The 14,312-nt window shown below is 74.2% G+C and carries 10 protein-coding genes; 3 read left to right on the forward strand and 7 right to left on the reverse strand.

Features of this window, described 5'->3' with window-relative positions; all coding sequences use genetic code 11:
• Window positions 1–39: 39 nt before the first annotated feature.
• The 3 genes from ACZ3KJ_RS32130 to ACZ3KJ_RS32140 form a co-directional block, all read right to left on the reverse strand.
• The gene (locus tag ACZ3KJ_RS32130; protein ID WP_467532142.1) at window positions 40–1,782 is read right to left on the reverse strand and encodes a glycoside hydrolase family 3 protein; all 1,743 of its coding nucleotides are present in this window, start codon (window positions 1,780–1,782) and stop codon (window positions 40–42) included.
• Window positions 1,779–4,124 carry a family 78 glycoside hydrolase catalytic domain gene (locus tag ACZ3KJ_RS32135; RefSeq protein WP_467532143.1) on the reverse strand — a complete coding sequence of 782 codons (2,346 nt, stop codon included), beginning with the start codon at window positions 4,122–4,124 and terminating at the stop codon, window positions 1,779–1,781. The genes ACZ3KJ_RS32130 and ACZ3KJ_RS32135 overlap by 4 nt, the downstream gene beginning before the upstream one ends.
• 172 nt (window positions 4,125–4,296) lie before the next feature.
• Window positions 4,297–4,920, reverse strand: coding sequence for a TetR/AcrR family transcriptional regulator (locus ACZ3KJ_RS32140; RefSeq protein ID WP_467532145.1), 624 nt, complete (start codon window positions 4,918–4,920; stop codon window positions 4,297–4,299).
• Between the two features lie 252 nt (window positions 4,921–5,172).
• On the opposite strand from ACZ3KJ_RS32140, the gene ACZ3KJ_RS32145 reads away from it, so the two are divergent.
• Entirely contained in the window at window positions 5,173–6,666 is a 1,494-nt protein-coding gene (locus tag ACZ3KJ_RS32145) for an MFS transporter (RefSeq protein ID WP_467532147.1), read from the forward strand.
• Between the two features lie 159 nt (window positions 6,667–6,825).
• Here ACZ3KJ_RS32145 and ACZ3KJ_RS32150 read toward each other — a convergent pair whose 3' ends face one another.
• The 4 genes from ACZ3KJ_RS32150 to ACZ3KJ_RS32165 all read right to left on the reverse strand — a co-directional run bounded on the left by ACZ3KJ_RS32150 (window position 6,826) and on the right by ACZ3KJ_RS32165 (window position 12,220).
• Window positions 6,826–7,677, reverse strand: a complete 852-nt coding sequence (locus tag ACZ3KJ_RS32150) for a maleylpyruvate isomerase family mycothiol-dependent enzyme (RefSeq protein ID WP_467532148.1) — start codon at window positions 7,675–7,677, stop codon at window positions 6,826–6,828.
• Between the two features lie 290 nt (window positions 7,678–7,967).
• Complete coding sequence (locus tag ACZ3KJ_RS32155; protein WP_467532150.1) at window positions 7,968–9,455, reverse strand: glycoside hydrolase family 43 protein; 1,488 nt, start codon at window positions 9,453–9,455, stop codon at window positions 7,968–7,970.
• Window positions 9,456–9,613: 158 nt separating this feature from the next.
• Window positions 9,614–10,840: an MFS transporter gene (locus tag ACZ3KJ_RS32160; RefSeq protein ID WP_467532152.1), complete on the reverse strand. Its 1,227-nt coding sequence runs from the start codon at window positions 10,838–10,840 to the stop codon at window positions 9,614–9,616.
• Between the two features lie 462 nt (window positions 10,841–11,302).
• Entirely contained in the window at window positions 11,303–12,220 is a 918-nt protein-coding gene (locus ACZ3KJ_RS32165) for a LysR family transcriptional regulator (protein ID WP_467532153.1), read from the reverse strand.
• Window positions 12,221–12,347: 127 nt separating this feature from the next.
• Between ACZ3KJ_RS32165 and ACZ3KJ_RS32170 the strand changes: the two genes are divergently transcribed.
• Complete coding sequence (locus ACZ3KJ_RS32170; protein WP_467532155.1) at window positions 12,348–13,349, forward strand: fumarylacetoacetate hydrolase family protein; 1,002 nt, start codon at window positions 12,348–12,350, stop codon at window positions 13,347–13,349.
• Window positions 13,346–14,308, forward strand: a complete 963-nt coding sequence (locus ACZ3KJ_RS32175) for a cyclase family protein (RefSeq protein ID WP_467532156.1) — start codon at window positions 13,346–13,348, stop codon at window positions 14,306–14,308. Before ACZ3KJ_RS32170 ends, ACZ3KJ_RS32175 begins: the two co-directional genes overlap by 4 nt.
• The last annotated feature ends 4 nt before the right edge of the window (window positions 14,309–14,312 follow it).

Consider the following 14,312-nt stretch of genomic DNA (forward strand, 5'->3'; position numbering starts at 1 on the left):
CCCGGGGCCCGGGTGCGGCGCGCGTGGGCGTAGGGCCGGTCAGGCGTCGGCCGGGTAGTCCAGGCCGTGTCCGAAGGGGTAGAGCGGGTCGGCGCCGTCGCGGGGCGCGTCCGGGCGTCCGGCCTCGACCTCGGCCATCGAGCGGGGCAGGGTGAACGGCAGCCGGCCCTCCGGCGCGGTCCGCCCGAACAGGACGTCGAGCAGGGCGCGGTCGCCGGTGCCGTAGACGCCGAGCAGGGCGGCGCAGCGGTCGGCGATCTCCGGGACGACGGCCGGGCGCTCCAGGTGCACCGCGACGACGGTGGGCACGGTGTCCAGCAGGGCGAGGATCTCCTTGAGCCGGTCGGCCGGGAAGTCGAGGCGCCCGGCGTGGAAGAAGGACTCGAACAGACCGGGACGCGGCTCGTACGGGGTGCTCAGGCGCAGCACCGCGAGGTCGGCGGCCGCGGGGTCGGTGACGACGTCGGCGTAGTCGGCGGCGGTCGCCGCGTCGACGCCTTCCAGGTACAGCCGGGGCCGGCCCGGCAGGGGCAGCGGGCCGTTCTTCAGCAGGGTGACCGAGCGGCGCTGGGCGACCTCGCCGGCGGCGCGGAAGTCGGCGCGGCCGACGATCTCCTCGGCGGTGTCCGCGTCGACGTGGCGCCGGTCGTCGAACAGGCCGAGGCGGAACTTCTCGGCGAGGATCCGCGCCACGGAGGCGTCGAGCCGCGACTCCTCCAGGCGGCCGGTGCGCACGAGGTCCACGAGCAGGCCGGTGCAGGACTCGCCGCCGATCTGGTCGGCGCCCGCGTGCAGGGCCTTCAGCAGGCGGTCGGCCGGGGAGAGGTGCTCCACGCCCCAGGCGCGGGCGGGATGCGGTTCGCCCATGACGAGCTGGTCGGTGATCACGCCCCAGTCGGTGCAGACGATGCCGTCGAAGCCGAGCTTCTCGCGCAGCAGCCCGGTGATGATCCCGTGGTTGAAGCCGAAGCCGACCTCCTCGTGCTCCGTCCCGACGGGCATGCCGTAGTAGGGCATGACCTGGGTGGCGCCGGCCGCGAGGGCGGCCTCGAAGGGCTTGAGGTGGTAGTCGAAGAAGCCGCCGGGGTAGACCTGTTCGCGGCCGTAGGCGAAGTGGGGGTCCTCGCCGTCCTTCTGCGGGCCCCCGCCGGGGAAGTGCTTCACCATCGCGGCGACGCTGTCGGGGCCGAGGCCGTCGCCGGGGCCCCGCAGCCCCTCGATGTACGCGGCGACCAGGCGCGAGGTCAGGTCGGCGTCCTCGCCGAAGGTGCCGGGGATCCGGGCCCACCGCGGTTCGGTGGCGAGGTCGATCTGCGGGTGCAGGGCGACGCGCAGTCCGACGGCGACGTACTCGCGGCGGACGGTGTCCGCGAACGCGCGCACCAGGTCCGGGTCGCCGACGGCGGCGAGGCCGAGGGACTCCGGCCACTGGGAGAACGGACCGGCGAGCATGGCCGTGCCGGGGTTGTCCGTGAAGGCGTGCCGGGGGTCGGTGGACAGGGTGACCGGGATGCCGAGCCGGGTGTCGGCGGCGGCCCCCTGGAGGTCGTTGTGGAGCTGGACCATCGCGCGCGGGCTGCCCGCGCCGAGCAGGTTGAAGTGCGACATCAGATGGTCGGACATCATCTGCTCGGCGGTCAGTCCGGCGGGCGCGTCGCGCTCGCCGATGCCGATGACGTGGTGGAAGAGGAGTCCGGCCTTCTCCTCGACGGTCATCCGGGGCAGCAGGTCGGCCACGCGCCGCGCGACGCCGTGCCGGGGATCCTGGTACGGGAGGGTCACCGCTGCTCCGGGGAGGCGTGCGTCGAGGGGGTGGGGCGGGGCGCTCGCCGCGGCTCGGCCGGCAGCGGGCAGTGGAAGGTGTGCCGGCCGGGACCGGCCTCGACGGGTTCCGCGCCGGGGAGGTCGACCAGGGCGGTGACGGCCGGCGGGACGAGTACGTCCACCAGCAGCCGCCCTCCCTCGACGCGCCAGCTGGTCTCGGCCCGCCCGTACGGCGTGTCGTGCTCGGCGCGGGCCCAGGTGAGGCCGCCGCCGGGGCGGGGCCGCACCAGGAGGCGGCGGTAGCCCGGCCCGGCGGGGGCCAGGCCGGCGACGGTGCGGTGCATCCAGTCGGCGACCGCGCCGAGCGCGTAGTGGTTGAAGGAGGTCATCTCGCCGGGGTTGACGTCGCCGTCGGGGAGCATGCTGTCCCAGCGTTCCCAGACGGTGGTGGCGCCCATGTCGACCTGGTACAGCCACGACGGGCACTCCCGCTGCGTCAGCAGCCGGTAGGCGGTGTCGACGTGTCCGGTGTCGGTCAGCGCGTCGCACACCAGGGGCGTGCCGAGGAAGCCGGTGCCGACGCGGTGGTCGCGGCCGGCCACCAGGGCGGCGAGGCGGCGTCCGGCCTCGGCGCGCTCGGCGTCGTCCTCCAGGAGACGGAAGCAGAGCGCGAGGGCGTAGGCGGTCTGCGTCTCCTCCGTCAGGCGTCCGCCGCCGGTGTGGAAGCGGTCGCGGAAGGCGTCGCGGACCGCGTCGGCCAGGGCGTGGTAGTGCGCGGAGCCGTCCTTGTCGTCCAGCACCTCGGCGGTGCGGGCCAGCAGCCGCGCGGAGTGGGCGAAGTACGCCGTGGCGACCAGGGCGGACGACGTCATGGCCCGGCCGGGGTCGTCGGCGGGTGCGGTCGGGTCCAGCCAGTCGCCGAACTGGAAGCCCTCGCCCCAGACGCGGCCGGGGCCGGCGATGCGGTCGACGGCGTCGACCCAGGCCCGCATGGAGGGGTACTGGGTGCGCAGCACCTCGGTGTCGGCGTAGCGCTCGTACAGCACCCAGGGGACGACGACGGCCGCGTCGCACCAGCCGGCCATCGGCGGGTTGCCGGGCGGGATCGGCACGGGCGTGATCACCGGGATGTCGGGGCTGAACACCGGGGGGACGCGCCGTTCGTCGACGCCCTGGTCGGCGGCCAGGTCGCGCAGCCAGGAGCGCAGGAAGTCGCGGACGTCGTAGAGGAAGGACGCGGTGGGGGCGAAGACCTGGACGTCGCCGGTCCAGCCGAGCCGCTCGTCGCGCTGCGGGCAGTCGGTGGGGACGTCGACGAAGTTGCCGCGCATCCCCCATACGACGTTCTCGTGCAGCCGGTTCAGGGAGGCGTCCGAGCAGGAGAACCTGCCCGTGCGGCGCAGGTCGCTGTGGAGGACGACGGCGGTGACGTCGGCGGGGTCGAGGTCGCCGGGCCAGCCTTCGACGTCGGCGTAGCGGAAGCCGTGGAAGGTGAAGCGGGGCTCCCACTCCTCGCCGTCGGGGGCGCCGCTCAGGGTGTAGCGGTCGGTGGCGGTGGCGTGCCGCAGCGGGCGGACGCACAGGTCGCCGTCCTGGAGCACCTCGGCGTGCCGGAGGGTGATCGTGCGGCCGGCCTCGCCGCGGACGCGGATGCGGAGCCGGCCGACGAGGTTCTGGCCGAAGTCGAGGATCGTGCGGCCGGTCGGCGAGGTGGTGACGGCGACGGGGGTGACGTACTCGGTGCGGCGCACCGGCGGGCTGTCGGCCGGGAAGAGCACGGAGGTGTCGAAGTCGAGGATCTCGACGGGCTCCCAGGCCGGGTCGTCGAAGCCGGGTTCGGCGAATCCCGTCCGCTCGTGGCGGGCGTCGTGCTCCTCGCCCTCGTACAGTCCGGCGGCGAGGACGGGGCCGGGGGCCCAGCTCCAGTCCTCCCCGGTGGTGACGGTCTCGCAGGTGCCGTCGGCGTACTCGATGCGCAGTTCGGCCAGGAGGCCGGTGCGGTCGCCGTAGATGTCCCGGGTGCCGCCGTTGAAGCCGAGCAGGCCCCGGTACCAGCCGTCGGCCAGGTGGGCGCCCCAGGCGTTGCGGCCGTCGCGGAGCAGGGCGGTGACGTCGAAGGACTGGTAGCGGTGGCGGTGGCGGTAGCTCGTCCAGCCGGGGGCGAGGACGTGGTCGCCGACGACGGTTCCGTTGATCTGCATCTCGTACACGCCGAGAGCCGTGACCAGGAGCCGTGCCGACCGTACGGCCGCGCGGGCGGTGAACTCCCCGCGCAGCAGGGCGGCCGGGCGGGCCGCCGTGGCGGAGGGGCTGCCGGTCGGGCGGGGGCTGACGACCCGGGCGGTCCAGTGGTGGTGCATGACGGCCTTTCTCGGCGCCTGGATGAGCAGCCTCGATCATGCGGCCAATACCTAGTGAAAACTAGGCGTTCACGGGTGTGAGGTGCGCCACTCCGACGGCCGCCGGTCATGAGCATGTCAAGCGCATCGCCGCGCCCGTTCCCGCGGCGGATCACGGCGCTCGAAGCCCGCCCTACAGCCCCTGCCCGTCGGAGGAGATGGAGCGCATGAGGCGGTCGAGGTGGTCCCGCATGATGGCGATGAGGTCGAAGGAACGCCCGCCGGCCAGCCACTGCTGCTGGAGGCCCGCGTCCAGGGCCGCGCACTCGCGGGCGATGCCTTCGTGGTCCAGGTCGGCCCGCAGTTCACCGCTGCGGCTGCCGGCCCGCAGCCGGTCGGCGAGTTCCCTGACCCCCTTCTCTTGCCAGCCCGCGAAGTGCTCGTGGGCCGGATGGTCGGGCGCGGTGGACTCGGCGCCGATCACGACGGCCAGTTCGACCATGCCGGGCATGGCGAGCGTCTCGGCGGTGTCCTCCAGGTGGCAGCGGAAGGCGTCGCGGACGGAGTCCGAGACCCGCTCCCACCGCACGTCCGCCCGCTCGTGCCAGTACTCGACGACCGCGAGCAGGAGCTGCTGCTTGTCGCGGAAGTGGTGCAGCAGCCCGGCGTCGGTGATCTCGGCGTCCCGGGCCACGCGCGCGAGGGAGGTCTTGCGGTAGCCGTCCTGCCCGAAGCGCAGCAACGCCGCCTCCAGGATCTGCGTGCGCCGCGCCCGGCCCGTCGTATAGCCGCCGCGCGGCCCCCTGGGTGTCGCCATGGGAGAACGGTACCGGCGGCGGGCGCTTCGGCGATCGGCGCCCGACCACCCGTCACTTCGCTATGTGACGTGGGTCATAAGCTGGATACCTAGCGAGCACTAGGTGTTCGGGTCATCATCGACGTCACGCGACGACGTATTGCCACGCTGTCACCTCCCCGTAAGAGCCGTGTAAACAGCAGGCCACTGTTCCGCGTCACCCCCCACCGCGCCTCCCACTCCCTTCGGCACCTCCGTGAAAGGAGGGCTGGCATGACGCCGACGTCATCAAGCCCGCAACTCGACCTCGCGCCCGGCGCCCGGGCGGACGGGCGGTGGACCCCCCGCCTCGTCCTGCTGCTGATCGCACTCGCCTGGCCGACCCAGTTGCTGGCCGCGGGCGGGATCCTCGGCGCCAACGCCATGGCGGGGGTCGCCCAGACCTTCCACACCACCCAGGTGGCGTGGTTCGGACTGACGCTGACCCTGGTGTCCACGCTGCTCACGCCGTTCGTGATCAAGCTGGGCGACCTGTACGGCAAGCGGCGCGTCATGCTCGCCATGACGGCGCTGGGCGCTCTCGGCGAGGCCCTCGCCGCCCTGGCCGGGAGCTTCTGGCTGGTGCTGGCGGGCCGGGCGATCGCCGGGTTCTACGGCCCCTTCGGCGCCCTGTCGTTCGCCGCGGTGCGGGACGTCTTCCCGCCCCGGCTGGTCAAGTCGGCCAGCGGCATCATGGGGAGCAGCGTCGGCCTGGTGGCCCTGGTCTCGCCGTTCCTGGCGGGCTGGCTGGTCGACACCTGGGGGTACCGCGGCGCACTGTGGTTCCTCGCCGCCGCCACCGCGGTCGCCTTCGCGCTGGTCGCGCTGCTGGTCCCGGAGACGCCGCGGCACGCCTTCGACTCGGGCTTCGACTGGCTGGGCGGGGTCGTCCTCGGCGGCGGTCTGACCGCGGTGGTCTACGCCACCGGTCAGGGGCAGAGCTGGGGCTGGTCGGACGCGCGGACCCTTGGCTGGCTCGGCGCGGGCGTCGTGGCCCTGGTCGTCTTCCTGTTCGTCGAGCGGTCCAGCGCCCACCCCATCCTGGACCTGCGGGTCCTGCGCCGGCGCCCGGTTGCCCTGGCGCTCACCGCGGGCGGCCTCGCCCAGACGGTCGCCTTCACGATGCCCGGCCTCGCCATCCTGCTCGCCCTCTACCCGCACATCCCCGGTGTCTCCGCCGGCCTGGGCTGGACGGCCCAGCACAACGCCGTCGTCAGCGTGAGCTGGAACCTGGTGATGTTCGGCACCGGCCTGCTCGTCAGCCGCTACCTGCGCTTCTTCGACACCCGCAGGGTGTGGTGCGCCGGCCTGGTGGTGATGGCGGTCGGCTACACGCTCGTCGGCTTCTTCCACGGCGACGAACTCGAACTCATCCTCACCTCCTGCGTCGCCAACCTCGGCGCCGGCGTGGTCGTCGCGGGTGCGCCCGCGCTCGTGGTCGGCGTGGTCTCGCGGGACGAGCAGGGTCTGGGCAGCGGCATGCTCAACATGCTCATCAGCCTGTTCGGCGCCATCGTCACCGCCGGCGCGTACGCCGCACTCGCCGCCGACAGCACTGTCGTCGACGGCACGGCCTTCTACCACGACACCGGGTACTCCTGGGTGTTCTGGCTCGGCGCCCTGGTCACCGTGGCGGCCCTGCTGCTCTCCCTGTTCATCCCGCCCCTGAAGGAGACGGCCGAGGACGAGGACGGCCGGGCCGAGGCGGAGACGACCCAGCCCGCCTGAACCGGACGGCCCCGGCCCCGGCCACCTGACCGCGCCGGGCCGGGGCCGCCCACCCGTCGAGGACGGACCCGGCCCTCGCCCCCGCCCTCCTCCACGCGCCGTCGCCGTGGAGGAGGGCGTGCGCGTCAGCGGGCCTCCCGTCCGCGGGCCCCAGGGTGCTCAGCGGACGATCGACACGATCCGGCAAGCGGCTTCGGCGAGCCGGCGCTCTCCCTCGACGCGGCCTCGTGCCAGGGCGGTGGCGGGATCGATGCCGCGTGTGCACAGCCGCCAGGCGGTCTCCGTGTCCAGCAGCACGGACGCGGCCGGCGGACCGGCCGCAGGCTCGGCCAGGGACCAGCCTTCCGGGGTGGCGGTGACGGTCCACCTGCCTCCGGCCGGCCCGTCGACGCTCACGCGGAGCCGGGTCCCCACGGGCGCCGTCGTATGCCGCAGGGTGTGGGGCAGGGCCCGCATGAAGGTGTCCACGACCGTCGACAGCGCGTGGGGTTCCGGGTCGGTGTCGCGACCGACGGCATGGCGGATCTGCTGGCGGTGCGTCCAGTACTCGGTGAACTCCCGGGCGGTGTCCAGCCATCCCGGCGCCGGATCGGCTCCCGCCCACGACACACCCAGGGCGGGTGCGAGGAGGTCGGCGGCGGCGAACCGACGGGCGACGCGGGCCCCGGACACCTCCAGCGCGGCGACGAGCGAGGCGGGACTGTCCTGGGCGTACAGGTCGACCCACGCCTGGTTGGTGCGGTGGACGAACGCCGCGAGCGTCTCCCCCGGCCCGCGTGCGTGCCGATGTCCGCCGGGGGTGCGGCCGAGGCTGCCCTCGTAGTCGCCGAGGAGGTGGGCGGCGAGGTCATGGACGGTCCAGCCCGGGACCGCGGTCCTCCCCCAGTCCTCGGGGCGCAGGCCGCGCAGGGTCTCGAGGAGCGCCGCCGTTTCGGGACCGAAGAGGGGGCGGGCGTCGATCGGCTCGCCCAGGCGGAAGGTGCCGGACAGCGCACGGAACTCGGACGTCATGGTGAGAGCCTGTCAGGCACCGGCCTCGGCCGGCCACGGAATACTCCACGGGCCGGGGCGGGCCGGGCAAGGGCGCGGCTCCGTTCCGTCAGCCGTCGGGGCCGGACCGGTGCCGGTCATGCAGCAGCCGTCGTCCGGACCCGCGCGGGGCGCGGTTGCCGTGGGCGGCGACGCCGTCCCACGAACGGGCCCGCGGGCGGCAAGGCCGTCTCACGAGCTGCTGGTCCGCGGGCGGCGAAGCCGTCTCACGAGCACGCAGCCCCGTTCGGTCCGGCGTGCGCCGCCGGGCGTCAGTCCTCGAACAGCGTCTTCGGGTCGTCCGCGCCGCTGTAGGTGAACGACCGGAACAGCATGTCGCCCTCCGAGCACACCAGTCCGATCATCCGGCCCGTCATGCCCGCGGCGACCTCGGTCGACAGGTACCGGCCGTCGAGGCGGCCGAGTTCGTGGAAACCGTCGGGTCCGGACACTCCGGCCACGATTTCGTCGGGTCCCATGGCGACCCCGAAGGGGGTGGGGGCGCTGTGCGGCTCGGCGCGCAGTTCCAGCACCGTCTCCGGCGTGGCGGCGGTCTCGCCCAGGAGGACGCTCGCCCCGCCGATCAGGGCGAGCGCGCGCACGCGCGAGCCCCGTACCTCGATGCGGACGGCGTGCCGTGGGTCGATGCGCAGTTCCAGTCCCCCGGCCCCCGTGGCCTCCTCCGGCCGTTCCCCGGGCGGGGCGGCCACGGCCCGCGCCCGCATGTGCAGGTGCTCCTGGCGGCGGCCCACGAAGGCGGGTCCGTCCGCCGCGGTGAGCCGCCAGCCCCGGTCGCTCCAGCCGAGCAGCGCGTCCGGGAAGACTCCGGGCGCCACCCACGCCGACGGCAGCGTCCCGTCCGGCAGGTCCTCGACGGCCTCCGCGGGCGCGTCGGGCTCGATCGGCCCCGCCACTGCGGGCCAGCCGTCGCTCCAGCTCACCTCCGCCGCGAAGGTCTCGCGTCCCAGGACGTGCCATTCGGGGCTGCTGCCCCGCGGCCGCGTGCCGAGGTAGACCATCGCCCAGGTGCCGTCGGGCCGTTCGACGAGATCGGCGTGACCGGTGCTCTGGACGGGAGCGCCGGTCCCCCGCGCGGTGAGGAGGGGGTTGTGCGGACACGCCTCGAAGGGCCCGGCCGGTGAGGGCGCGCGGGCGATGGTGACGGCGTGTCCGCGTTCGGTGCCTCCCTCGGCGAGCAGCAGGTACCAGTACGCGCCGACCCGGTAGAGGTGGGGGCCCTCGGGGAACTTCCCGCCCGTCCCCTGCCACAGCCGGCGGGGCTCGCCGAGCAGTTCACCGGTCCGCGGATCGAGTGCGGCCTGCACGATCCCTTCGCCGAAGCCGGTCCAGGTGAGCAGGCAGGTCCCGTCGTCGTCCCAGGCGAGGTCGGGGTCGATGCCCCGGGCCTCGGGGATCCACACCGGGTCCGACCAGGGGCCGGCCGGGTCGTCGGCGGTCACCAGGAAGCTCCGTGGGCCACCGGACAGCAGGGTGGTCACCATCCAGAAGCGGCCCGCGTGGTGGCGCAGGGTCGGCGCCAGGACGCCGGCCGAGGAGTCCACCCCCTCCAGCGGCAACTGCGCGGGCCGGTCCAGCACATGGCCGATCCGGCGCCACGTCCGCAGATCGGTCGAGTGGTGGACCGGTACGCCCGGGGCGTACTCGAAGCTGGAGCAGGCCAGGTAGTAGTCGTCGCCCACGCGGCAGACGCTGGGGTCCGGATGGAAGCCGGGGACGACCGGCTGGACGGGGAGTTTCACGGGCGTCTCTCGGCTTCTCGACCGGGGCGTCGCACCCGGGCGCACGACGACGGCGGGTGTCGATGATGTCCCCCAATACCTAGTGTTCGCTAGGCGTCTGCGGTATGGCCCGCGTCACAGACGATCTCCGGCGCGGATGGGCCCGGCGGCCCGCCGGGTCAGAGCCCCTCGGGAACCCGTCCGCGCGGCACCTCGGCCGCCCGGCGGCTGGCGGGCAGCAGCGCGGCGGAGACCAGCAGGGTGAGCAGGCCGAGCAGGCCGACGGAGGAGGCCAGATCGCCCACGGCGCCCTCGCCGGCGAGGAGGGCCAGCGGGCAGAGGAACTCGCCGAGGAAGAACGCCGCCGTCCACAGCCCGGTCCCGCGTCCCCGGTCGGCGAAGTCCAGTCGGGACATCGCCAGTGTCAGCAGCGACGGCAGGAGCAGCCCCGTGCCGACGCAGTTGACGACGGCGCCGGCGACCAGCAGGCCGGGGTGGCCGGCCGTGCCCATCAGCAGGAAACCGGCGGCGCACAGCAGGAAGAGGGCGGGCAGACGGCGGCCGGACCGGTCGGCGAGCCGGGTGAAGAGCACCGAGCCGAGGACGGTGGCGGCACTCGCGAGCGCCGTGACGGCCCCGATGACGCCGGTGGAGGCCACGCCCAGGTCGTCGAGGAGGAAGGACATCTCGACGGGCACGGCGTAGAAGACGACCCCGCCGAAGACGGTCAGCAGGCAGATGCCCGCCATGCGCCGGACGGGGGAGGGCCGGGGGCCGGCCGCCGGACGCGGTGCGGCGGGCGCGGGGGCCGGCAGCGCCCGGGCCATGGCGGGAGCGAGCAGCAGGCCGACCGCGTACAGCCAGAAGGGCGTGCGCCAGCCGGCGGACCCCAGGGCTCCGCCGAGCACGAGGAAGACCGTGGCGGACACCGACGCGCACATCGTCTGGAGGGCGAGGAGCCGGTCGCGCTCGCGTCCGGTCCAGTAGTCGCCGATCAGTGTGGTGCAGCAGGTCATGACGGCCGCTTCGACGACGCCCACCAGGACGCGGCTGAGCACGATGCCGTACAGCGAGTCGATCCACAGCGGCGCGGTGCCGAACAGGGCGTACAGGACGGTGGCCGCGACGAGCAGGCGCTTGCGGCCGAGCCGGTCGACGAGGACGCCGGCGAACGGCGCGAGCACGGCCAGGGAGAGCGCCGGGACGGTGAGGACGAGCGGGACGAGGGCCGCGCCGCCGGGGACGTGGGCGAAGTGGTCCTGGAGGCGGGGCAGGACGGGGGCGATCAGGACCGCGCCGAGGATCGGCAGGCAACTGCCGGCCATCAGCAGCACGGCGGGCAGCCGGCTGCGGACGGCCGGGGAGTCACCCTGGTCGTGGGCGGGCGGGGCGGCGGATGCGGGCATGGCAGCACTCCAGGGCGCGGTGCGGGAGAGTGGCGCCGCGCGGGGACCGGGGGCGGAGGGAGCGACGGCCCTTCGGACCTCGGCGTACGGGCGGCCCTTCGGACCTCGGCGTACGGGCGCGGTGACGTGCCACGACTATGCGGGTGCGGACGCGGCCTGCCCAGCCCTCGCGTGATCCGAAGTGCCGATGCCGTCGATCCAGCGGGTGGATGGGGTGCGCTCCCCCGGCGGGCACGGGCCCCGCGCCCCGGCCCGCCTGACGGCCGCACCGCCGCGACCGGGCGACGCTGCCCCCCGACGCGCCGCCCACCCCACGACGCGGCGCCCACCCCGCTCAGCCGTCCCCCTCAACCGTCCCTCAGCGACCCCGCTCAGCCGTTCCCCTGAACCGTCCCCCGTCAGCGACCCCGATCAGCCGTCTCCCCCAGCCGCCCCGCTCAGCCGTCCCTCCCAGCCGCCCCCTCACCCCTCCCCCTCCCGAGGCAGCCGCGCCCCCACCCGCGCGGCCGTCTCGCGCAGCCAGATGTGGGCGGCGTCGTGCGTGTGGACCGGGTGCCACCACAGGGCCTCCCGCAGCGGGACCGCCTCGTAGGGCGGCTCCACGACGCGCACGGCGGCGACCGGTGCCAGCAGCCGGGCCAGGCGCGCCTGCACCAGGGCGATCCGCCGGGTGCCGGCGACCAGCAGCGGCAGCAGTTGGAAGCTGCTGACGGAGACCTCCACGCGCGGCTCGATGCCGAGCATGCCGAGCTGGCGTACCGCGGGGGAGTCGTAGGTGCGCTGGTAGGTGACCCACGGCAGCCGCGCCAGGTCCTGCCGGGTGAGCCGGTCGTCGACGCTGGGGTGGTCGTCCGCGACGAGGAAGACCCAGCGGTCGTCGTAGAGGTCGGTGGCCGGGAAGTCGCTGACGACCCCGTGCGGCATCAGCAGGCCGTCGGTGGCGCTGAGCAGGGTGGCGGTGTCGTCGACGACGGTCGGCGGGGTGTGGGTGAAGCGGAGCCGGATGCCCGGGGCCTCCTCGTGCACGACGCGGGCGAGTTCGGTGCCGAAGACGGCGACGGCGTAGTCCGACGCGAGCAGCTTGAACTCGCGCCGCTCGGTGGCCGGGTCGAAGTCGGCCTGGCTGGCGAAGAGGCGTTCGAGCACGTCGTAGGCGGTGGAGGTGCGGTCCAGGAGGACCTGGCCGAGGGCGGTGAGTTCGTAGTGGCCGCCGACGCGGGCGAGCAGGTCGTCGTCGAAGTGGCGGCGGAGGCGGGCGAGGGCGGCGCTCATGGCGGGCTGGCTGAGGCCGACGCGCTGTCCGGCGCGGGTGACGTTGCGCTCCTCCAGGAGGGCGCGCAGGGCGACGACGAGGTTGAGGTCCAGGCGGGCCAGGTTCACGGGACTCCCCTTGCGGTACGGCTCCGATCGAGGAGGAATAAACGCGGTGGATGCCGACCATCCACACAATCTATTTCCCCGATTGCGGGTGCGGGGTCCAGATTAGTCACACCGCAATCAGGAGGACATGTTCGTGAAACCTGAAGCCGCGTCCGCGCTCTTCGCCGGCCCGTTCGCCCTCGGCACCCTCTCGGCCCCGGACGGGCCGGCCTTCCCCGCCCTCGTCACCCCGGACGGCCAGGCACTCGATCTCCGCACCCCCTTCGGCGGGGAATCGCTGACCGTCCGGGATCTGCTGGACGACTGGGAGACGACCCTGCCGCGGCTGCGCGAGCTGGCGGCCGACACCTCGCTCCCCCGCACGCCGCTCGCCGGGCTGCGGGTGCACGCGCCGGTCGAGCCGCGCCAGGTGTTCCAGTCGGGCGCCAACTACCGGCAGCACGTGATCGACCTGCACGTGGCCCACCGCGCCCCCGGCGACGACCGGCCCGAGGGCGAGCGGCGCGCCGAGGCCGCGGAGATCATGGACCGCCGGGCGGCGGAGGACCTGCCGTACGTGTTCATCGGCCTGCCGAGCGCGATCACGGGTCCGGGCGACGACGTCGTGCTGCCGGCCTGGGCCGAGAAGCCGGACTGGGAGCTGGAGCTGGCGGCCGTGATCGGCCGGCCCGCCCACCGGGTGTCCGTGGAGGAGGCGCTGGAGTACGTCGCCGGGTACACGATCGCCAACGACCTGACCGACCGTGCCACCGTCTTCCGCCGGGACATGCCGCAGATCGGCACCGACTGGCTGCGCAGCAAGAACGCCCCCGGCTTCACCCCGCTCGGCCCCTGGATCGTGCCGACCGAGTCGATCGCCGAACCGAACGACCTGCGGCTGGTGCTGAAGCTGAACGGCGAGACCATGCAGGACGAGTCCACCAAGGACATGATCTTCGACGTGGCGCGCATGGTGGCGTACGCCTCCCAGACCGCCCGTCTGCTCCCCGGCGACCTGGTGCTGACCGGCTCCCCGGCCGGCAACGGCATGCACTGGGGCCGGCTGCTGCGCGACGGCGACGTGATGGAGAGCTCGATCACCGGGCTCGGCGTCCAGCGCACCCGCTGTGTGGCGGAGGAGACGCGGTGACCCTGGACCGCCACGACCCGGAGGGCGCGATCGCGAGCGCCGCGAAGGCGTACTCCAACTGGGGCCGCTGGGGCGAGGACGACGTGCTCGGCACCCTCAACTTCCTCGACGCGGCCAAGCGGCGCGAGGGCGCGGCCCTGATCCGGCGCGGGGTGAGCTTCTCCCTCTCCCAGCGGTTCGACATGGACGGCCCGCAGAAGGGCTGGCGCCGGCGCACCAACCCGGTGCACACCATGCTGGACACCGGCACCGACGCCGCCCTCGGCAACCAGGGCTTCCCGCACGGCATCGGCGGCGCCGACGACGTGATCGCGATGCCGTTGCAGTGCTCCACCCAGTGGGACGGGCTCGGGCACATCTTCGACCACGGCAAGGCGTGGAACGGGCGTCCGGCAGAGAAGGTCGTCACCTCCGACGGCGACCTGGTCACCGGCATCGAGCACATGGCCCCGCACGTCGCCGGGCGCGGTGTGCTGCTCGACGTGGGCCGGGTGGTCGGCGAGGACGGTGAGCTGCCGGACGGCTTCGCGATCACCGAGGAGCACCTGACGGCGACCGCCGAGGCCCACGGCGTGACCGTCGGCCGGGGCGACATCGTGCTGGTGCGCACCGGGCAGCTCGCCCGCGTCCGCCGCGACGGCTGGGGCGACTACGCGGGCGGGCCCGCGCCCGGCCTGTCCTTCACCACGGCCGGCTGGCTGCACGGCACCGAGATCGCCGCGATCGCCACCGACACCTGGGGCTTCGAGGTGCGGCCCAACGAGTTCGAGCACGCCTTCCAGCCGCTGCACCAGGTCGTCATCCCCAACACCGGTCTGCTCATCGGCGAGATGTGGGACCTGGAGGCGCTGGCCGAGGACTGCGCGGCCGACGGCCGGTACGACTTCTGGCTGACCGCGGCGCCCCTGCCCATCACCGGGGCCGTCGGCTCCCCCGTCAACCCGATCGCCGTCAAGTAACCCG

The sequence above is a fragment of the Streptomyces sp. NPDC003248 genome, assembly GCF_055563235.1.

Excerpts from the sequence above, each read along its gene's own strand:
- ACZ3KJ_RS32145 (WP_467532147.1), top strand. The coding sequence starts at position 5,173 with ATGACGCCGACGTCATCAAGCCCGCAACTCGACCTCGCGCCCGGCGCC.
- ACZ3KJ_RS32160 (WP_467532152.1), bottom strand. The coding sequence starts at position 10,840 with ATGCCCGCATCCGCCGCCCCGCCCGCCCACGACCAGGGTGACTCCCCG.
- ACZ3KJ_RS32135 (WP_467532143.1), bottom strand. The coding sequence starts at position 4,124 with ATGCACCACCACTGGACCGCCCGGGTCGTCAGCCCCCGCCCGACCGGC.
- ACZ3KJ_RS32140 (WP_467532145.1), bottom strand. The coding sequence starts at position 4,920 with ATGGCGACACCCAGGGGGCCGCGCGGCGGCTATACGACGGGCCGGGCG.
- ACZ3KJ_RS32170 (WP_467532155.1), top strand. The coding sequence starts at position 12,348 with ATGTTCGTGAAACCTGAAGCCGCGTCCGCGCTCTTCGCCGGCCCGTTC.
- ACZ3KJ_RS32150 (WP_467532148.1), bottom strand. The coding sequence starts at position 7,677 with ATGACGTCCGAGTTCCGTGCGCTGTCCGGCACCTTCCGCCTGGGCGAG.